Raw genomic sequence first — 20,537 nt, 5'->3', positions numbered from 1 at the left:
CCTGTGAGCTGAGGGTGCTCTTGACTAGTCTGGGGTGGGTGGGTTGATCCCGGGGCAGCTGGGGGTGGTGTTGGGCCCCACGGCGTTGTGGTGTGTGGGTGGGTCGGCCGTGCTCGGATTGGGGTGTTGTGTGGGCGCGGCCGTCCGGGTTCAGCAGGTGGCGTTCAGGCCGGCCCAGTTGGCACGGTCGTTGTAGCCGCCGTCGCCGGCGTCGCCGACCACCAGGTCGAGGACCCGGACGCCGGTCAGGTCGACGTCGGCTTGGCGGACCTCGTCGCGGGTCAGGACGCCGCTGTCGAACAGCACCTTGCCGTCACCGATGATCTGGAAGGTCGAGGTGCCGCCTTCCGGGCCGACGTTGCGTACGGCGTCGTCGATGCCGACGGTAGTGGTGAGCCGGCTGCACTGGTCGCCGAGGTAGTAGCGGATGGCGGAGGGGGAGGCGACTCCGATGCCGGTGGGGTGGACCTGGCCGAGCATGCTGATCGGTGACCAGCCACCGACGCTGAGATCGACCGTCGGGCTCATCCATCCGCTGGTGGCGCTGATCCACTGGTGGTGCGACAGCACGATGTCGCCGTCCGGTGCGGCCGGTGCTACCACAACCGGCGCGGTCGTCTCCTGCCGCAGCCGCTTCTCGCCGGTCACCTCGTAGGACGTGGTGGCGGTCAGCGAGGTGCTGCCCGGCGTGGCGGTGGCCGGCAGGGTCACCGTGAAGGCGAAGGTCACCACGTGGTTGGAGTCCAGTAGCTTCGGCGCTGTGCCGAGCGGACGGGCCGTCCAGCCGTCGGGCACCGTCAGGTCGACCCGCGGTGCGAAGACCGGCTGCGCGCCGTCGTTACGGACGGTGACCTCGACCCGGGCCTGGTCGCCGCCGGCGACCAGCGGCGCGGCCCCGGCCGGCACTGCGTCGCCACCGACCTGCGTCACCTGCGGCAGGCCCGCGACGACGTGGGGAACACCGGGCTTGCCCGTGGCCGGGCCGACCCGGATCAAGGCCGCGCCGTGGGCCGGGACGGCGGCACTGATGGTGCCGGCGCTCTCGGTCACCTGGTTGGTCCAGGCGTTCTTCAGGGTGAACCGGTTCCCGGACAGCCCGACCGCCGAGGCCTTCGTGGCCAGGGTCGCCGGGCTGTCGCCCCGGTTCAGCAGCACCACGGCACGGTCGCCGCCCGCCAGCCGCTTCACCCAGGTCTCGGTCGTACCCGCGGGGCCGACGCGGACCGCCTGGACACCGGCGGTGTCCTGGTTGATCGCCACTACATCGCGGTCCGCGAGAATGCCGAGCGAGGTCTTGCTGAGCTTACGGACGTCGCTGCCGATCACCAGCGGCGCCGCCGCCACCGACCAGAGCGTCATCTGGGTACGGAACTCCTCGTCGGTCATCCCCAGCTCAGGCCCGAGGTAGTCCGGGTCGTTGAAGTGCCCCGGCCCGGCGACCTCGGGGTGCCGCGCGTTCGCGTCGTAGTTCCGCAACACGTCCTTGAACTTGATCTCGCCGACGAAACCCACATCCGTGTACGTCCGCCAGGACTGCGCGATCGCCGGCGCATAGGACCAGGAGTACGTCGACTGCTGCTCCTCCGGGTAGTCGCCCCAGTCCGGGGAGGTCACCGGATTGCAGAGGTTGAAGATCATCGGGCGCCCGCTGGCGTTGTTCCGCAACGCCTGCGCGAACTCGGTGTAGACGGTCTTGGGGTCGAGGTCCGCGGCGATCCCGCAGAGGTAGTCCACCTTGACCGCGTCGAACTCCCAAGCGGCGAACTGGTCCGCGTCGCGCTGATAGTAGCCGTGGCTGCCCAGTCCACACTTGCCCGGTATGTACGGGCCGGCGTCGGTGTAGATGCCGGCCTTCAGGCCCTTGGCGTGGATGTAGTCGACCAGCGGCTTCAGTCCGTTCGGAAACTGGTCGGGGTTGGGCACCAGGTCGCCGGCCGAGCTGCGCGGGGTCGGCGCCGCCCAGTTGCCGTCGATCCAGACGTACTCGTAGCCGGCGTCGCGCAGGCCGCTGCTGACCAGGAAGTCGGCTACCGACTTGACCTCGGCCTCGGTCGGATCGCCACCCAGCGCGTAATAGGTGTTCCAGCCCATGGCCGGCGTCGGGCTCAGCACCTGCTGAGCTGCCGGCGCCGTGACGGCGGCCGGGACCGCGTGGGCGGGCGCCGGCACGGCCACGGCCAGCAAGCCGGTCGCGAGGGCGAGGAGGGCAGTGAGATGTCGTTTCACATCGGATCCTTCTCTGTCCGATCGATCGGGCGTGCCGACCCCGTCCTGGCCGTGAGCCCGAGGTGCCGCTCCCTGGTGGAGGGTGCGGCGCTCGGTCTTCGGGCCAGTCGATGCCCGCGCGCCTGCGATCTTGTTTCCAGGATCCTGCAGCGGTTACCGGCGTGCGTCAATAATAATTCCTAAATTAAGAGTTACTGGTGGGGCTCCGTCGGGTACCCCAACTGCCGTCTGTCAGGTCATGTATGAGTTGGCGCTAGATGTGATATATCGGGTGACATGCGGGGTTCGTTCTCGCTTGGAAGCGTTCCCGGCAGAGGCATCCGGCCCTGGCCGTCGACGGCTTCAACCTTGACGAATCCCGTACCGCCGGCGCTGTCCTCCGCAGAGCAGTCGAACGTCGCGACAGGTGCCGCACCGCAGGCGGGGTTCTGTCCTGACATGCCACGGAAGAAAGTCGCGGGCTGCTGTCGATCCGGCTGTGTCCCGTTCGACGTCATGGTGTGCGGCGCCCCGCCACACGATGACGCGACAGGACCTGAAGAGGAAACGCGTGGATCAACTGCTGAGAGTCATGAACTTCAACGTCTCGAGTGACGGAATCGGTGCCGGTGAGCACCAGAGTCTGGAGAGGCCGTTCGGCTGCGACCATCCCGAGAGGCTGTTCGGCTGGGCCGGAGCCACGGCGAGCTGGCCGATGCGCACAGATCCCGGAGGAAGCCGGGGCCTGGACGACTACTTCACGCGAGACTTCGCACGCAACATCGGTGCCGAGATCATGGGCCGCAACAAGTTCGGTCCCCAACGTGGGCCTTGGCACGATCATGAGTGGCGCGGCTGGTGGGGAGCGGAGCCCCCGTTCCGCACGCCGGTGTTCGTCATGACCCACCACAAGCGTCCTTCATTCATGCTCTCCGACACCACGTTCCACTTCGTCGACGGCGACCCGGCCACGGTCCTGGAACGGGCGCGCGAAGCGGCGCAGGGCAAGGACGTCCGACTCGGCGGCGGGGTCACCACCATCAGGCAGTTCCTTGATGCCGGCCTCGTCGACACCATGCATGTGGCGGTCTCGCCGGTAAAGCTCGGGTCCGGGCTACGACTGTGGCAGTCGCCCGATGAGCTGCTCGACCGGTTCCATCTGGAGGTCGTGCCCAGTCCGAGCGGCGTGACGCACCACCTGTTCTGGCGAAGGTGACGCGAGGGGCACTCGAGTTCAGGCTGCGACTGCGAGGGGGCGTCCGCTCCGGCGGATGCCCCTCTCGAGGGCGGTCGCGCTCACGCGGTTCCGGAGCCGGCCATGTGGGGTCGCCGGATCCTGTCGGCCTGATCAGCGGTCGACAGCGGAACCTCGGCCCAGACGATCTTGCCGTGAGGTCCTTGGCGGCATCCCCAGCGATGGGTGAGCTGGGCGACGATGAGAAGCCCGCGGCCGCCTTCGTCGAAGGTGCGGGCGCGCCGCAGGTGGGGGGCCGTGTTGCTGCTGTCGCACACTTCGCAGATGAGGGCGGCGTCGCGGATCAGTCGCAACTGGATGGGAGGACGGCCGTAGCGGATGGCGTTGGTGACCAGTTCACTGAGCACGAGTTCGGCGACGAAGGCGGTGTCCTCCAGGTGCCATGCCGTCAGCTGGTCCGAGGCGAGTGCGCGGGCATGGGCGACGGCGGCCGGCTCGGCGGGCAGATCCCACGTGACGACCTGGTCCGCGCGCAGCGCACGGGTCCTGGCCAGCAGCAGGGCCGCGTCGTCGGTGCGTGTGCCGGGCAGCAGGGTGTGTGCCGTCCTGTCGCAGGTCGCCTGCAGGGAGTCTCCCGGGTGCGCGAGGACGTCGCGGAGGGCGGCTTTCCCCTCGTCCACGTCCCGGTGGGCGTTTTCGATGAGCCCGTCGGTGTAGAGGGCGAGGATGCTTCCCTCGGGCAGTGCGAACTCCGCGACCTCGAAGGGCAGGCCGCCCACGCCCAGCGGGGGACCGGCGGGGACGTCGAGGAACCGTACCGTTCCGTCCGGGGTGACGAGTGCCGGTTCGGGATGGCCGGCGCGGGCTATGCCGCACCTGCGGGAGACGGGGTCGTACACGGCGTACAGGCAGGTGGCCCCCACCTCGTTCGCGGTCCCCTTGAAGTCCAGCCGCAGGACGAGGTCGTCGAGTTGGGTGAGCAGTTCGTCGGGCGCCAGATCCACGTCGGCCAGGGTGCGTACCGCCGTGCACAGGCGCCCCATCGTGGCGGATGCCTGGATACCGCGGCCGACGACGTCTCCCACCACGAGCGCGACCCGCGCCCCGGACAGCGAGATGACGTCGAACCAGTCGCCGCCGATGCACGGATCTGCGGGCAGGTAGCGGGATGCCACCTCGACTCCCGACTCCAGGGACCCGCTGTCGGGCAGCAGGCTTGCCTGCAGGGACAGTGCGATCCGGCGCTCGCGGGAGTAGCGGCGGGCGTTGTCGATGTACACAGCCGCCCGGGCGGCGAGCTCGTCCGCCAGACGCAGATCCTCGTCGTCGAAGGGGTCGGGGGTGCGGTGGCGGAGGAAGATGGCCAGTCCCAGGGTGACACCGCGGGCGCGCAGCGGCACTGCCATCAGGGAATGGATGCCGAAGCGGCGGATCCTGCGGGCGTAGCCGGGGGAACTGCCGGCCCATGCCGTCATGCCGCCCTCACTGCCGTAGCGCGTCGCGCGGCCGGCGGCCAGCGCACGACCGGATGGCGAATCCTCGGGGTAGGTGTGGATGGCTCCGACCGGGAACGCCGAGTCGGGACAGCCCGGCAGCACCGAACTCTGGGCGACGCGGCGGAAGACCGGGCCTCGCCCGGCGGACTTCTTATCGGGTTCCCCCTCGTGGAGCACGCCGTCCAGCAGATCGACGACCACGAGGTCGGCGAAGTGGTCCGTGCCGACTTCCGTCAGCTCCGCCGCGGTGCGGGCCAGGTCGAGCGTGGTGCCGATCCGTACGGCGGCTTCGTTGAGAATGCTCAGCCGGCTGCGCGCGCGGAACTGCTCCGTGGCCTCGGCCATCGCCAGTGACACGGCGCATACCTGGCCGGTGTGGTCCTTGACCGGAGAGACCGTGATCAGCCAGGCGTTGGCGGAACCCCCATGGGGTACGTGGAGGTACACCTCCTGCCGCACGCACTTCCCGCTTCGCCATACCTGCTCCAGGGTCTCCCCGATATTCTCCAGGCCCTCGGTCGGCCGCCCCGTCCTGAGACGACCGAAGGGCCGGCCGAGGAGCTTCTCCCTCGGCCTGCCCACCGCGCGTTCCATCGCCGTGTTCACCGCGAGGCACAGGCCCTGGCGATCGCAGAGCGCCAGGGGAAGCGAGAACTGCTCCAGCGCCCAGTGTTCGACAACCGTCTCCGGCTCGCGGGGGAAGCCCGCCACCGGCGCCGCTCCGGCTGTCGTCGCCGTGAGCAACCACTGCACGCCGCCGACCGCGTCCACCAGCGGAAACGCCCGGACCCACACCCCCAGGCAGTCGCCGTCCCGGCGTCGTACGGCGATCGCTCCCTGCCAGGCCTCCCGCGCGGCGCAGCAGCGCCGGGCGGTCTTGTGAAGGGGCTCTGCGAGGAACTGCTCGGCCTGCCTGCCCATCGCCTCTGCCGGCTGGTACCCGAACAGCTCCTGTGCCCCCGCGCTCCAGGCGCTCACCGCCCCCTGCGCGTCCATCGCGATCGAGGCAGCGGCTTGTGGGGGGAGTCCTGCGGGATCCGCTTCCATGGGTAGGCCGGCCTTCTTGTCCATCGCGGCACCTCTCACGCCTGCCTCGCCGGTGACCGGCGAGGCATTCCCCCTTTCCTCAGCTTGTACCTGCGAATCGGGTTTCACCAGTGACCGAGATCGTCCGCACCCTGAGGTCACCGGAGCGACCAGGCGCTGTGGATCCGCCCTACACGGCCGCCCGCACCGGGGACCCGCGCGGTGGCGGGCCCCGCGGCCCGCGGCGCGCTGAAAGGAGGTGCGCGACGCGGCCGACTTCGCGTCGCGTCGCAAGCAGCCCAGGGGCATCACGACGGCCGGCGCCACGAGCGAGGACTGCCTGTACCGCGACGGCCGACGCGGCCTGCCTCGGCGCCGGCGGCACCTTTGCCGTGCCGACCCGTCGCCCACCCCGCAAGGGTGCTCACCGCCGGCAAAGATCACTGAACCGGGCGCACGCCCGGCTCCGGTATCCCGTGGAACCCGGCATGGCCACCCTCGGGCGCCGGCGCATCCTCCGCCACGCCCGCTGCAGCGCCGGCCGCCTGTCGTCAGCCGCCGAAGCCATCCTCATCCCGGAGTCCGGCACCGCCATCGGCAAGATCACCCGCACCGGTTTCCGATCCGCCGGGCACGCTCGTGCCCGGCGGAGTTCACCGCACCCGGATACCGGCCCGGAAGACGGCCTGCACGTCGAGCAGGGCCGCGGGGTCCTTGACGGGATCGCCGTTGACAGCCAGCAGGTCCGCGTCGGCACCGACGCTGATCCGTCCCTTGCGGCCCTCCACACGGCACAGCCGGGCCGCGAGGCTGGTCACGGAGATCAGCGCGTCGAGGGGGTCCACGCCCAGGCGGACGAGATCACCGACGCCGTGCGGGAGGACGTCGTGGGGCTTGGCGGGCCCGATGCCGGCGTCCGAGCCGATGACCACGTTCGCACCCGCCGCGTGCAGGCTGGCCATGGTGTCCATGATGGTCTGGATGTGTCCGGCCAGGGCCTTGGGCGGGTCGATCGCCACGCCGGGGGCAAGGCCCAGGGTGAGGCTGGCGAACGTACCGCTGGCCACGATGGCCTCGACGAGGTCGGGATCGGACGTGGCGCCGTCGGCGCTGAGGAAGGTGACGTGCTCCAGGCTGTCGACGCCCGCGTCGAGGGCGTCCCTGATGGCCTCGACACCGTGGGCGTGGGCGGCCACGGGCAGCCCGAGACGGTGTGCCTCGTCCACGACGGCGCGCAGGTCCTCGAGGCCGTACTGCGAGGCGTGCGGAGGCACGGAGCCGGGCGTCATGTTGCCGCCACTGGCCATGATCTTGATGACGACGCAGCCGCGGGTGTGGTGCTCGCGCACCGCGGCGCGCAGTGCCTCGGTGCCCTCGACCTCGCCGCCGAAGAAGTGGCAGTGCCCGCCCGGTGTGGTGAGCGGGGGGCCCGCGGCCAGGATCTCCGGCCCGTGCTCCGGGGCCCCGGCCAGCTCCTCCACGAGGGTCAGCGAGAGGTAGTCGCGGTCACCGAGGTCGCGGATGGTGGTGATGCCGGCCCGGAGTGCCGCCTGGGCCGCGGCCCGCATCTGCGCCAGCAGGTCCGCATCGCTCGTCGTGGCCAGGGAGGTCACGGGGTCGGGGCTCGCGTCGAAGGCGAGGTGCGTGTGGGTGTCGATGAGGCCGGGCAGCAGGCACGCCTGCGGGCCGAGGTCGATGATCGGGGTGCCGTCGGTGGGCAGCGCGCCGGCGCGGTCCACGCGGATGACTCGGTCGCCTCTGATGTGGACGGTGGCGGGCCCCGACCGGGTGAAGCCGTCGAACATCGAACCGGCGTGTACGGCAGTGGAGTTCATCAACATGATTCCCATCGAAAAGCAGTGTCTTGTGACTGGGCGTGACAGGGGCCCCAGTCGAGCCAGGCACACGGGATGTCGCGCGTTGTCACGGAGACGGCCGCAAGGCGGCCTCCGGCTGTGGCGGGGCTGCCGGGATCAGGCCGGCGTCCCGATCCGGCGGACGGCCTCGGTGAGGATCTCCGGCGACGTGGCGAAGTTGAGGCGTACGTGGCCCGCGCCTCCCGTGCCGAACTCCAGACCTGAGGTGAGGGCGACCCGGGCGCGCTCCAGGAGGACCGCCGCGGGATCGTCGCCCAGACCAAGGGCGCGGCAGTCCAGCCACGCCAGGTACGTGCCCTCGGGCCGGCGGTACCGGACGCCGGGCAGGTGCAGCTCCAGTAGTTCGCCGAGGAGGCGGCGGTTGTCGTCGAGGTCGGCGAGCAGCGCGTCCAGCCAGCCACCGCCGAGCCGCACGGCAGCGGTCTGGGCGATGACACCGATACCGCTCAGCTCGTAGGCGACGCTCAGGGGGATGCGCCGCAGGGCGTCGTCCGCCTCCTGCCCCCAGGCGAGCATCCCGGCGCGGAAGCCCGACAAATGCCACCCCTTCGAGGCGGAGTAGATGGCGACGGCGTCCTCGGCGCCCGGGACCGAGAGGTACGGCACATGGCGCGCGCCGGCCGGCACGAGCGGCGCATGGATCTCGTTCGAGACGACCCGAACCCCGAACTGCCGTGCCAGTTCCGTCACCGCGGACAGCTCTTCGGCAGTGTGGACGGTGCCGGTCGGGTTGTGGGGGCTGCACAGCAGGAAGACCGTGGGGCGTCCGCCGTCGACCGTCCGGCCGAACGCGGCGCGCAGCGCCTCGAGGTCGATACGGTGGTCCGGCCCCAGCGGGGCCTCCACCACGCGGCGGCCCAGTCCCTCCGCGATGTGCCGGTGGGGACCGTAACCAGGCGAGTTGACGACAACCACGTCCCCGGGAGCAGTCGTCACCTTGAGCGTCTCGGAGATGCCCGTCAGCGCGGAGGGAACGACCATCGTCCGCTCGGTTGCCACGCGCCATCCCCAGCGCTTGGCGGCGAACTGGTCCCAGGCCTCCGCCATCGTCGTGTCGAAGGGCGGGTAGCCGGTGTCCCCGCGTTCCAAGGCCAGGTTCACGGCGTCGACGACGGCAGGGACGGGGGTCGCGTCCATGTCGGCTATCCACAGCGGCAGGACGTCCTCCGGGTGGTGACGCCACTTGACGCCTTTGCGGCGCCGCAGGTCGTCGATCGTGAGCCTGCGCAGCGGATGGCCCGCTTGCCGCGCCGTGTCCAATGCCTCGAGTCCTGCGTGTGTCATGACTTTCCTCCGTTGGCGATGCGATTCGGGCCGCGTCGCGTCGGCCGAGGCGGGCCCATTGCTCAAGGCCGTCGGCGGGGGCCTCGGCCTGCACCCAGTGCTCCGAGGCGAAAATCGCACGAGAAACCGGATCGCCGTCCTCACCCTAGCAGAATGCTTGACGGATCAAGTACATGCCGGGTGGCATCGGATGTGGCCGACGAAAGGTCTCGTCTGCGGGCGACCGTGCGCCCGGCGGGTCTCCCGCGACGGACGCGGTCCCACCGTGGTGGCGTTGACCGGGTGCGGGCGCGTGGTGCGGGATCGGGTCTTGCTGCTCCATAGGTACGAGCATATGCTCTTAAGTGCTCGATGGGGGCCGCCCACACTCCGCACCTCCCGATCGGCAGTGCCCGGTCGGGCGGGGCATCCCGCCGGTGCTGCGGGAGACATGCAGCCGCGCGGAGGACTCGGTGACGGCCGAACTGGTGACAGTCATAGCTGTCGACGTACTCCGGGGGGCCCTCGCCACCCCCTGCCCCCTGGAGGTCGTCGGTCGTCGTCACTCAGGCCGATCCACAGGGTCGGCCTCCCTTCGGACACCTTTGTAGCAAATCCTGTTTCATCCTGCTTGGAGAACCTTCGGCATGTATCGACCACTCCTCGTGTTGACCGCCGCGCTGTTCGCGATCGGTACCGACAGCTTCGTCATCGCCGGCATCCTGCCGGAGGCCGCGCGCTCCCTCGACGTAGGCGTCGGCACCGCGGGATGGCTGATCACGGCCTACGCCTTCTCCTACGCCGTGCTGGGCCCCGTCATGGCGGCGCTCACCACACGCTGGCCACGCCGCACGCTGTTCCTGACCGGACTCGGCATTTTCGTCGTGGGCAACCTGCTGACCGCCCTTGTTCCCGTCTTCGGTGTGGCACTGGCCGCGCGGGTGCTCGCCGGGCTCGGCGGCGCCATGGTCAGTCCAGCCGCCGTGGCCGCGGCCGCCGCGCTCGCGCCGCCGGAGCGCCGGGGGCGGGCCATCGCCACCGTGATGGCCGGTCTCAGTGCCGCGACCGCGCTCGGCGCCCCCATCGGCACGGCGATCGGCAGTCTCTCCGGCGACTGGCGTGCCACCATGTTGTTCGTCTCCGCCCTGGGAGTGCTCGCCGCCGCGGGCATCGCCCTGCTGCTGCCCAGGATCCCCAGCCCGCCGCTGGTACCGCTGCGTGCCCGACTCGCCCCGCTCGGCGACCGCCGCATCGGCCTGACCCTGCTGACGACCCTCCTCGTCTTCACCGGCCTGTACATCGTCTACTCGTACATCGCGGAGAGCCTGGACCGTGCCACCGGCGGCAGCGGCACCACCCTGGCGGTGCTGCTGTTCGTGTGGGGCGTGGCGTCCACCGTCGGAACGCTCGGCTCGGGCCATCTGGTGGACCGGATCGGCGCCCGGCGCATCATCAACACCGCGATCGTCGTGTGCGCCGTCAACTTCGCCGTGCTGCCCTGGAGCAGCGCGCACCTGGCCACCACCATCGGGGCGCTGGTCGTCTGGGGCATCTGCGCATGGGGACTCCTGGCGCCGCAGACCCACCGCCTGATCGACGCCATGCCGACGGCGGCCCCCATGCTCACCGGCCTCAACACGGCGACGTTCTATGTCGGCGCCTCCATCGCGCCGCTGGTCGGGCAGGCCGGAATAGCGTGGCGCGGCGCGCACGGGCTCGGCCCCATCGGCGCCGTGCTGATCGCGCTCGGCCTCGTCGCGGCGGAGACGGCACATGCCGTCATCCGCCGGCACAAGGCGCGCGACGCGGCTCCGGCGCACGCAGAACCGCTGCCCACCACGTAACACGCAGCCGCCCGGACGCGACGCCGCTCTCGTGGCGTGCCCGTGCGAGTATCCCGGGACCGGTGCCGTTGACCTGCGCGGCCTGCTCCTCCCCGATCCCCGTCCGGCCACCGGACGGGGATCGGGGAGGAGCAGGCGCGGACGCCGCGCAGGACCCGCAGGTCCTCCGTAGCCTGTCGGCGCATGCGGGAAGGAGCGGGCGTACTGCCTCTGGCGGAACCGCGAGCACCAGTTCAACTTCAGCGGGTGTTCCCACCTCGTCGAGGAACGACGGCCGCGGCGTCCAGCACGGCCCGGGGGCCGACCGCCACGCCACCGCCGAGGCATGTGCCGGCGGCCTCACCGGCCCCGTGTTCAACCGCGTCTCCGCCCGGGTTCACCGCGGCCAGATGGTCGAGCGCCGCGTCCAGGCGCTCGTGCTCCTCGCTCAGCGCGCCGAGCCCGTGGCAAGTGTCCGGGTACCCGTGCGGCGGCCCGTGGAGCAGGTCGCGAGCCTCGCGCACCGGCTCAACTGGCGCCGACCCGGTAGCGGCTGGTGATCGCCACGCGGTTGAACGCGTTCATCAGCGTCGCCAGCCAGGCGACCGCCGAGACCTGGTCCGCGGTGAGCACGGCGGCGGCCGCCTCGTAGTCCGCGTCGCTCACGTGCCCCTCCGACACGTGTGCGATCGCCTCGGTCAGACGCAGGGCGGCGCGGTCGGTCGGGGAGAAGTAGTCGGCTTCCTCCCAGGCGGGCAGCACTGCGATCCGGTCCGGGTTCTCGCCCTTCTTGAGGGCGTCGCGCGTGTGCATCCGGAGGCAGAAGGCACAGCCGTTGATCTGGGACGTGCGGATCTTCAGCAACTCGACCAGAAGCGGGTCGAGGCCCGCCGCGGCGGCACCCTCCTCCACCGCCGAGGACAGGGCGATCAGCGCCTGGTAGCTGTCCGGGTGCTGCTTTCCGATGTTGACGCGCTGCTGCTCGCTCATGGGTTTCTCCTTCTGGCGTGGCCTGATGACCGCGGGCCTTCGGCCGGCCCGGTCTCTCTCCGCCTTGTCATCAGGGAGACGAGGCGGCACACGCGGGTGTGACAGCTCAGAGGTGCGCGAGTTTCTCCGGGTTGAGAACCCTGCGGTACTCGGTGATCAGGCCGTCCCTTATCTGCACTGTGTCGACGGAGTGGACACGGCCTTCCCGGTGGACCAGGAGGGCCGGCTCGCCGCCGACCTCAACGATGTCGATGCGGTCCGGACGCCACCGGCGTCCCACCCGCACCATCATCATGGCGACGCGCTCACAGCCGCGCACCAGCTTGCGAGCCGCAGCGATACGGCCGCCGCCGTCGGTGACGAACACGGCCTCCGGGTGGAGGAGCCGCACCAGGCCGGCCAGGTCCCCGGCCTCGTAGGCGGCGCGGAACGCGGCGAGCAGCCGTTCGCGCTCCGCCCGGGAGGCCTGAGGTGCGGGCTGCCTGGCCTTGGCCACCTTCCGCCGCGCCCGGGAAGCGAGCTGGCGGGCGGCCGGTGCGGAGGCGTCCAGCACGTCGGCGATCCGGCTGAATTCCAGGCCGAAGACGTCGTGGAGGATGAAGGCCACCCGCTCCGGCGGACTCAGCTCCTCCATGACCAGGAGCATCGCGGACCCGACGGACTCGTCGAGGAGCACCGCCTCGGACGCGTCCGGTCCCGTCAGCAACGGCGCGGGCAGCCACGGCCCCACGTAGGTCTCCCTGCGGACGCGGGCGGACTTCAGGACGTCGTACGATCGTCGCGCCGCGACCGTGACCAGCCAGGCCCGAAGATCACCGATGTCGCCAAGATCCGCCCCGGCCGCCCGCAGCCACACATCCTGGGCCACGTCCTCGGCATCGGCCACACTTCCGAGCAGGCGGTACGCCACCCCGAACACGGCGGGTCGGTGCGTCTCCCACTCGGCCTCGAGCACCGCAGTCGGCCTGTACACGCGCGCCGTACTCATGCGGACCCAACCTCCCTCATCCCGTCGCCGTCCCGACGGGCGACCACGTTCCGTACAGCTTCGACCCCGGGATCCCGATCAGCCGTCGTCTGCTTCGGGGGGTGACTGCTCTGCCTTCCGGAAGACGACCCATCCGGCAACGGAGAAGTATGCGTTGACGCACGCACGCACGCGTACCCCCACGAGGGAAGCGCGTTGCGGGACCTGCCACACTGACCCCTGTACCGGTTTCCGGCCTAGCTATGAGCATATGCTCCCATTCTGGGAGCGGCAAGGCCGGAAGATGTCAGCGCCGGCGAGGGGCCGCACTCCTGCTCGCCGATGGTTCGCACCTCCGCCACTGCGGGGGCGGGGTCGGCCTGCTGCCGGGCAGATCTTCAGAGCCGGATTCGTCGCTGCCGTCCACTGCCGGTTCGCACGGCACACGGCTCTTTCGGATGGGGCCCCCGGGGGGAGACTCGGCGGTCAATCCGCTGAAATCCCGCCGCTCCCGGCGAGGGTGGGATGAGGGCTGCGGACCCTCGTACGCGGATGGCCGGCCGACGGCATCACCGCAGGTGGCGCGTGGTCTGTGCCTGTCCCGTCGGACGGCGAGCGAGTTGGGGCCGAAAGTGCGGTAATGCCGTAAATGAATTACCGGTTGGTCACCCGTTCACCATCCCTCAATCCAAGATCAACCCGTTGACACCCTCTCGGGACTGGTGCTTCGCTGTGCGGCGCACCCCAAGTCCACTGTGAAACCCATGCGTTGGCGCGGGGTGCGTGAGCGAGAGGAAATCGTGAAATTCATGTCCAAGAGACCTGCGATCGGCACGGTCTTGGGAATCAGTATGCTGCTGGTCGCCGCTACCCCGTCGGTGTCCCTGGCACTCTCCACCCCCACCGGCACGGCATCGGCGGCCACGCCGTCCTCGGTCTCGGCCTCGGCCTTCGGAACGGGCCCCGAGATCAAGGGGACTCCGGCCGGTGCGGGCGTGCACCGCTGGATCCCACTGATCACCGGTGACCGGATCGCGGTGAACGCGAAGGGCGAGATCGTTGGCGCGCGTCCCGCCAAGGGCCGGGAGGACATACCCATCCGGGTGGAGACCCGCGACGGCCACACCTACGCCGTGCCCGATGACGCCCGGAGTCTCGTCCAGAGCGGCCGGGTGGACCGGCACCTGTTCGACATCACCACACTGAGCGCGCCGGCCTACGAGCAGCGTCATGACCTGCGGCTCATCGTGATGTACGACGCGGCCCGTCCGGCGGCCAGGACGGCCCTGCGCTCCACCGCCGGTGCCGAAGTCCGGCGCACGCTGCCGAGTGTCAACGCCGACGCCGTCGCCGCGCCCGCGAACGGCACCGCGGACCTGTGGTCGGCGGTCACCAACGGGTCCGCCGACGCCGTGAAGCGCACGGTCGCACCGGGTATCGCCTCGGTGTGGCTGGACGCTGTCGTCCAGGCCAGCCTGGACAAGAGCGTCCCCCAGATCGGCGGCCCGGAGGCATGGGCGGCCGGTTTCGACGGCACCGGTTCGCGTATCGCCGTCCTCGACACGGGTGTCGACACCACCCACCCCGACCTGGCCGGAAAGGTCGTCGCCGAGCACAACTTCTCCGACTCGCCGGACATGGACGACCACTACGGTCACGGCACGCATGTCGCGTCCATCGCGGCCGGCACCGGCGCCAAGTCCGACGGCAAGTACAAGGGGGTGGCGCCGGGGGCCCGCATCCTCGACGGCAAGGTCCTCGGCGACCACGGCAGCGGCAGCATGTCCCAGATCATCGCGGGCATGGAGTGGGCCGTCGCCGAGAAGGCGGACGTCGTCAACCTCAGCCTCGGCACCTACGACTCCCCGGAGATCGATCCGGCGGAGGAAGCCGTCAACAGGCTGTCGGCCGAGAGCGGAACCCTCTTCGTCATCGCGGCGGGCAACAACGGCGAGCAGGGAGCCGGGACGATCGGCTCGCCGGGCAGCGCCGACGCCGCCCTCACCGTCGGCGCGGTGGACAAGCAGGACAAGCTGGCCCCGTTCTCCAGCACCGGCCCGCGCGTCGGTGACAGCGGCATCAAGCCCGACCTGACGGCGCCCGGTGTGGCCATCGGGGCCGCGGCCGCGCACGACAGCATCATGGGCGATGTCGGCGCCCCCGTCGCGGACGGCTACGTGGCCCTCAGCGGCACCTCCATGGCCACCCCGCACGTCGCCGGCGCCGCCGCCATCCTCGCCCAGCAGCACCCCGACTGGACCGGCGCCGAGATCAAGGAAGCGCTGGTCTCCTCGACGACGCCCGGCGGGTACACGGCCTTCGAGCAGGGCTCGGGCCGGGTCGACCTGCGGAACGCGATCAAGCAGACCGTCGTCGCCCGCGAGACGTCGCTCTCGTTCGGTCTGGCCCAGTGGCCGCACACCGACGACCAGCCGCTCACGAAGAACCTGACGTACCGCAACTCGGGCGACTCCCCGGTCACCCTGAAGCTGACCGTGGACGCCACCGGGCCGGACGGAAACGCCGCGCCCAGCGGGATGTTCACCGCGGACGACCAGGTCACCGTCCCGGCGCACGGCGAGGCGACCGTGAAGGTCACCGCCGACACCCGGCTCGGCGGTGACACGACCGGCGCCTTCACCGGACGGATCACGGCCGCCGGCGACGGGCAGAGCGTCGGCACCGCGCTGGCCGTGGACCGCGAGTCGGAGATGTACACCGTCACGGTGAAGACCCTGGACCGCGAGGGCAACCCCGCACCAGCTCCCGCCTGGGACGCCCAGCTGGAGGGCCTGTCGGGACCCGCCAAGGGTGCCACCACCGTCCTGAGCGGCGACACGCACTCGGTGCGTGTCCCCAAGGGCCGCTACTTCCTCAACAGCATGGTCCGGGTCGACCCGGTGGGTTCGTACGACCAGGGCGCTGACTGGTTCAACCAGCCCAACCTCGACGTCACCCAGGACACCACGGTTACGGTGGACGCGCGCACCGCCAAGGCGCTCGACATCACTGTCCCCGACCGTTCCGCCCAGCAGGTCTTCGGCTTCTTCAGCGCGGGTCTCGACCTGTCCGACGGATACAGCACCCGCTACGGGGTCTTCACCAGCTCCCTCGCGAAGTTCCGCACCGCCCACCTCGGCGGCGGGGCGGCCCCGGGCGACCGGCTGACCCAGCAGCTCATGACCACCTTCTCCACCGGCGTCAACGGACACGACGAGTACCAGCTGGTGTACCAGCCGACCGGTGACAGGTACCTCACCGGCTTCACCCACCACGCCCAGTCCCGGGAGTTCGCCAAGGTCGAGGCGAAGCTCGGAGCCCCGTCGAAGGGCAAGTTCGGATTCGTCACGCCGGTCACCCAGGGCGGTGCGGGCCTGGGCACCATGCACGCCCTGCCCTGGACCGGCACCCTGCACCTGCTCTCGGGGAACACCTCGTGGCAGCTGGGCTTCATGCAGGTCGACGCGAACGACTCCTACGAGTCCAGCTATGACGCACTTGCGAGGACGTTCAAGCCCGGGCGCTCCTACGAGCACGTGTTCAACGTCGGTGTCTTCGGGCCGGATCTCCCGGAGGGCGCCGGACTCACCGGACTGCTCCGGGCCGACGAGGCGATCGACGGGCGGCTCCCGCTCTTCTCGGACAGCGAAGGGGACATCAGCAACAACAACGCCCCGATCGAGAGCGCGCAGACGTCCCTCTACCGCAACGGTGAGCTCGTCCACTCCAGCATCTACCCGATGGACGTCTTCTACATCGCGGAGAACGAGCGGGCCGACTACCGGCTGACCGTCTCGGTCAAGCGCGGCACGGTCGCCGATGTCTCCACGAGCATGACCACGAGCTGGACGTTCTCCTCCGAGTTCGCCCCGGGGATCACCAAGCTCCCGACCTCCGTCGTGCGCTTCAACCCCGCTCTGTCCCTCGACAGCACGGGCAGGGCCCGGGCGAAGACGTGGGTGCCGGTGACCGTCAAGGGAACCGCCGCGGGCCGCAACCTCAAGTCCCTGAGTGTGTGGGCCTCCTACGACAAGGGAGCCCACTGGCAGAAGCTGAGCGTGCGCGACGGCCGGGTCCTGGTCACCAACCCCAAGGCCGGTGGCAGCGTGTCGTTCAAGGCCCAGGCCATGGACAAGCAGGGCAACACCGTCGACGAGACCATCGTCGACGCCTACCTGACGAAGTAGCCCGCGCCGCGCCGGAACCGCGGTCCAGGGCTCGCGCCCTCCGCGGTTCCGGTCCGCGGACCTCTCCGGGTTCCGCGGACGGTGAACCGATGGGAAGGCCCCCGCCCCGGCGGGGGCCTTTTCCGTCCCCCGTAGCCCGCGCGGTCAGCGGCGCCCTGGCGACCGCCGGGCGGCCTGTGCGCGGGGATGGCCCACTGCGGGTGGGGGGTGCGGGCCCGGTGCGGGGGACTGGAGTTGAGGGCCTGTCAGGGGCTTTGCGGTGCCGACACATCATCCGGTCAGGTCACGAGCGTGATCGTCGACGGCAGGCCGTGCTCCTGCGTCGTCTCAACGCATCAGCGCCGACCTGGCGCTACGGGCGGTAAGGGTCCGGCCCTCGGTTGCGCGTCACCTTGAGATGCGGGCTTCAATGCCGTCGAGCAGGAATTCGAGGCCGATCCGGAAGGTGTTGTCGGCGTCCAGGTGGGCGGCATCGCGCACCACCGTGGCCAGCGCGGGGAATCGGCCGGTGGCGAAGGTCCGCTCCAGATAGGGCCCGAGTGAGGCCTGCCAACGCTTCTCGTCCATCCCGGTGGCCCGCTCGGCACGCCGCTCGGCGACCTCCCGGCGCACCGCGCCGATCACGTACGCGTTGACTGCGGCGACCACCGGCATGATGACGTCCACGTCGACACCGCCCAGCGCGGCCACCACGGTCTCCCCACTGGCGAGCGCGTGCGGCCCGAGCTGGGGTCGGCCACCCAGTAGATCGGCGAGCCATTCGTGCTCGTGAGCGGTGTGCCGAGTGGCTTCGGCAAGAGACCGGAGCACTTCCCGCCAGCCGTCTCCGACCGGCCGGATCTCGGCGTGGACGGCGTCGACCATCAGGTCGAGCAACTCCTCCTTGCCGGCGATGTAGCCGTACAGCCGCATCGGACGGACGTCCAGCGCGGTGGCGACCTTGCGCAGCGACACCGCGTCCAGGCCGTCCGCGTCGGCCAGCTGGATCGCCGCTCGCACGATCCGCTCCCGGCTCAACGGGGCCGGTACGGGTCGATTCGGCGGCTCCGGCCTCTCCCACACCAACATGCCGCTAACAGTACATCGCATCGGGACGATACAGTGTATCGGTCAGTACGGCGTATCGAAGGGGAGGCAACCATGACCATCGCCATCGTCGGAGCCGGGCTCGGCGGCCTGGCTCTCGCGCGTGTGCTGCACGTGAACGGCATGGATTCCGTCGTGTATGAACGTGAATCGTCACGCGGTGCGCGCGGTCAGGGCGGCATGCTGGACATCCACTCCGGCCAGCGGGCGCTGCGCGAGGCCGGTCTGATCGACCAGTTCCACGCGATCGCCCGTGGCGAAGGCCAGGACATGCGTCTTCTCGAGCCGGATGGCACGCTGCTGCTCCAGGAGGACACACCCGACGACTCCCCGCTTGACCGACCCGAGGTCGACCGCGCCGATCTGCGCAACCTGCTGCTGGATTCCCTCCCCGAAGACGTGGTGCGCTGGGGGCACGCGTTCGAATCCGCCGGCAACGGCCTGCTGCACTTCGCCGACGGCAGCACTGCCACGTACGACCTGCTGGTCGGCGCGGACGGCGCGAACTCCAGGGTCCGCGCGCTGCTCACCGACGCCCGCCCGGCGCATATCGGCCAGAACGTCGTCGAGCTCTGCATTCCCGATATCGACCGCACCCACCCCGACCTCGCGGCGATGGTCGGGCGCGGCAACTACTGGGTGCTCGGCAACGGACTGTCCCTGGCGGCGCAGCGCAACGGCGACGGCCGCGTTCGCATCGGCCTCAGCTTCTACAACACCGCCGAGGACTGGTTCGCCACCAGCGGGATCCCGTTCGGCGACCCGGCCGCCGCCCGGGCGCGGCTGATCGACCTGCTCCCCGGCTGGGACTCACGGTTCACCGCGCTGATCGCGGCCTGCGACGACACGGTCGTGCCGCGGCCGATCACCACTCTCCCGGTCGGCCTGACCTGGCCGTCGACGCCAGACGTCACACTGCTCGGCGATGCCGCGCACCTGATGCCGCCGGTGGGAGAGGGCGCCAACATGGCGCTGCTCGACGGCGCCCTGCTCGGTCTCGCACTGGCCGCGCACCCGGACGACTTTCCCGTCGCCGTCGAAGAATACGAACGCGAGATGTTCGAACGCACCAGCGCTGCCGCCCGGATGTCCGCGGACATGCAGCAATTGCTGATGTCGCCGGACGCCAGCCAGAAGCTGCTCGCATTCTTCCAACCTGACGGAATCTGAGACCTTGCAAGGTCTGTAGGTTCTCGCCGTCCGTGCCATGCGTGTCGTGCTGTGACCTGGAACTCCTCGTTCTGTCGCGCATCGCGGGCAAGGCCTCTGCTCGCGGCCGTGCCATAGGCCGACCGCAATTCCCGGACCCGTCCACGCGGGATCGTCAGCCCGCGGTCCCATCCGATCCGCTCCGCGATCACCGTGTCCGGCATCGTCGGGGTCTGCTTCGGCAACTCCCGGATCGCGGGCTCGACCGCGTCCACCGCCGAGCCCTTCAGCGCCCGCCTGTACCGCCGTGGCCGATCAGAGGCCAACGCCCGCAGCACGGTTCCCCGGGAAATCCCCAGCTCACGGGCCACCGCCCGGGCGGACAACCCCTCGCTCCGATGCAACCGGCGAATCTCAGCCCAGTCCTCCGCCCGGATCACCCTCGCAGCACCGCTCGGCTCGACTGTCTTCCGGCGTGTACCGGGCCCTGAAGGCCGGGCCATGCGTATGATCGCAAACCCGTCACTCTTCCCCATAAGCCCCAAGCCGGGTCATGATTGCCCGACGTAACCGAGGCACGCATTCGCATGAACGCCAAGACCAAGTACACGCTCGCCGTCGCCGCCGTCGGCTGGACGTTCCTCGCCTCCCAGTGGTCCGGCAAGGGCTGCGACTTTGTCCCGCAGTCCTACGCTCTCGTACTCACCCACGGCATGCCCGCCAGCAGTGAGGGATGCAAGACCGAGCCGGACGGGCCGCAGTACACCGACAGGTACGAGCGGTGACGCACATGTGAGGTTCGGGGTGGATCTCACTGCGATGTTCGACTTGGGTGCCGACAAACCCGGATCAGGGTCGAGACCGGCGCCTGCGGCGGATCACGCCGGCGATGCTGTGCTCGCGCATCACGCGCTCGATGCGCTCGCGGTTGTCTCGGCGAAGACCCGGACCGGCCCAGCGGTGGCTTCGAGCTGCGGGCACCGCGGGCCAGGATGCCCCTGATCCTGGCGTGTTCGTCGGTGGTGAGGCTGTCGGGGTGGCGAGTGATCCAGCCGGTCCGTCCCGGACGGAAGGCGGCCGGGTGGAGCGGTCGTCGGGTCGGGCGCCGGAGATGGAGGAAGCCGCGGGATCGCAGTCGTGATGTGCGTCGCGGGCGCACCAGGAGTCGAGACCGGCCTGGTCCGGCAGCTCTGAGCTGTCAGGCCGTTCCCGCAGCGTCCAGCAGGGCCGTGGCGGTGGCCACGGCCAGTCCGCCCAGGGGCTGGTCCTGGAC

Annotated in this window: 13 protein-coding genes and 1 pseudogene; 5 read left to right on the top strand and 9 right to left on the bottom strand. The window is 70.3% G+C overall.

Annotation, left to right across the window (positions count from 1 at the left end):
- Nucleotides 1–150: 150 nt before the first annotated feature.
- Nucleotides 151–2,226, bottom strand: coding sequence for an NPCBM/NEW2 domain-containing protein (locus ACWDAS_RS40395; RefSeq protein ID WP_450400857.1), 2,076 nt, complete (start codon nt 2,224–2,226; stop codon nt 151–153).
- A gap of 550 nt (nt 2,227–2,776) precedes the next feature.
- On the opposite strand from ACWDAS_RS40395, the gene ACWDAS_RS40390 reads away from it, so the two are divergent.
- Nucleotides 2,777–3,421 (top strand): dihydrofolate reductase family protein, encoded by a 645-nt coding sequence (locus ACWDAS_RS40390; RefSeq protein ID WP_450400856.1) that lies wholly within the window; start codon nt 2,777–2,779, stop codon nt 3,419–3,421.
- 80 nt (nt 3,422–3,501) lie between these two features.
- Here the strand turns inward: ACWDAS_RS40390 and ACWDAS_RS40385 are convergent, their stop codons facing one another.
- From ACWDAS_RS40385 to ACWDAS_RS40375, 3 genes are all read right to left on the bottom strand, one after another.
- Nucleotides 3,502–5,967: a SpoIIE family protein phosphatase gene (locus ACWDAS_RS40385; protein ID WP_450400855.1), complete on the bottom strand. Its 2,466-nt coding sequence runs from the start codon at nt 5,965–5,967 to the stop codon at nt 3,502–3,504.
- Nucleotides 5,968–6,575: 608 nt separating this feature from the next.
- Entirely contained in the window at nt 6,576–7,757 is a 1,182-nt protein-coding gene (locus tag ACWDAS_RS40380) for an amidohydrolase family protein (protein ID WP_450400854.1), read from the bottom strand.
- A 138-nt stretch (nt 7,758–7,895) separates the two neighbouring features.
- Nucleotides 7,896–9,083, bottom strand: a complete 1,188-nt coding sequence (locus ACWDAS_RS40375; protein ID WP_450400853.1) for a MalY/PatB family protein — start codon at nt 9,081–9,083, stop codon at nt 7,896–7,898.
- A gap of 626 nt (nt 9,084–9,709) precedes the next feature.
- On the opposite strand from ACWDAS_RS40375, the gene ACWDAS_RS40370 reads away from it, so the two are divergent.
- On the top strand, nt 9,710–10,906 hold the full coding sequence (locus tag ACWDAS_RS40370) for an MFS transporter (protein ID WP_450400851.1): 1,197 nt from the start codon (nt 9,710–9,712) through the stop codon (nt 10,904–10,906).
- A 239-nt stretch (nt 10,907–11,145) separates the two neighbouring features.
- Here ACWDAS_RS40370 and ACWDAS_RS40365 read toward each other — a convergent pair whose 3' ends face one another.
- The 3 genes from ACWDAS_RS40365 to sigJ all read right to left on the bottom strand — a co-directional run bounded on the left by ACWDAS_RS40365 (nt 11,146) and on the right by sigJ (nt 12,863).
- A complete protein-coding gene (locus ACWDAS_RS40365; protein WP_450400850.1) occupies nt 11,146–11,409 on the bottom strand; it encodes a hypothetical protein in 264 nt (87 codons plus the stop codon).
- 4 nt (nt 11,410–11,413) lie between these two features.
- Nucleotides 11,414–11,875, bottom strand: coding sequence for a carboxymuconolactone decarboxylase family protein (locus ACWDAS_RS40360; protein WP_450400848.1), 462 nt, complete (start codon nt 11,873–11,875; stop codon nt 11,414–11,416).
- Nucleotides 11,876–11,981: 106 nt separating this feature from the next.
- The gene (gene sigJ, locus ACWDAS_RS40355; protein WP_450400847.1) at nt 11,982–12,863 is read right to left on the bottom strand and encodes an RNA polymerase sigma factor SigJ; all 882 of its coding nucleotides are present in this window, start codon (nt 12,861–12,863) and stop codon (nt 11,982–11,984) included.
- 788 nt (nt 12,864–13,651) lie between these two features.
- Between sigJ and ACWDAS_RS40350 the strand changes: the two genes are divergently transcribed.
- Entirely contained in the window at nt 13,652–17,029 is a 3,378-nt protein-coding gene (locus tag ACWDAS_RS40350; RefSeq protein ID WP_450400845.1) for a S8 family peptidase, read from the top strand.
- A 387-nt stretch (nt 17,030–17,416) separates the two neighbouring features.
- Here the strand turns inward: ACWDAS_RS40350 and ACWDAS_RS40345 are convergent, their stop codons facing one another.
- Nucleotides 17,417–18,097 carry a TetR/AcrR family transcriptional regulator gene (locus ACWDAS_RS40345; protein ID WP_450400844.1) on the bottom strand — a complete coding sequence of 227 codons (681 nt, stop codon included), beginning with the start codon at nt 18,095–18,097 and terminating at the stop codon, nt 17,417–17,419.
- A gap of 72 nt (nt 18,098–18,169) precedes the next feature.
- Here ACWDAS_RS40345 and ACWDAS_RS40340 point away from each other — a divergent pair, with 72 nt between their 5' ends.
- Nucleotides 18,170–19,285 carry an FAD-dependent oxidoreductase gene (locus ACWDAS_RS40340; protein ID WP_450400843.1) on the top strand — a complete coding sequence of 372 codons (1,116 nt, stop codon included), beginning with the start codon at nt 18,170–18,172 and terminating at the stop codon, nt 19,283–19,285.
- Between the two features lie 308 nt (nt 19,286–19,593).
- Here the strand turns inward: ACWDAS_RS40340 and ACWDAS_RS40335 are convergent.
- Nucleotides 19,594–19,767 (bottom strand): annotated as a pseudogene (locus ACWDAS_RS40335) (helix-turn-helix domain-containing protein); the annotation flags it as partial.
- 84 nt (nt 19,768–19,851) lie between these two features.
- Here ACWDAS_RS40335 and ACWDAS_RS40330 point away from each other — a divergent pair.
- On the top strand, nt 19,852–20,049 hold the full coding sequence (locus tag ACWDAS_RS40330; protein ID WP_450400842.1) for a hypothetical protein: 198 nt from the start codon (nt 19,852–19,854) through the stop codon (nt 20,047–20,049).
- The last annotated feature ends 488 nt before the right edge of the window (nt 20,050–20,537 follow it).

It is taken from the genome of Streptomyces sp. NPDC001070 (genome assembly GCF_053598835.1).
The sequence above is the reverse complement of the archived record's forward strand: the minus strand, read 5'-3'. Positions and strand labels throughout refer to the sequence as shown.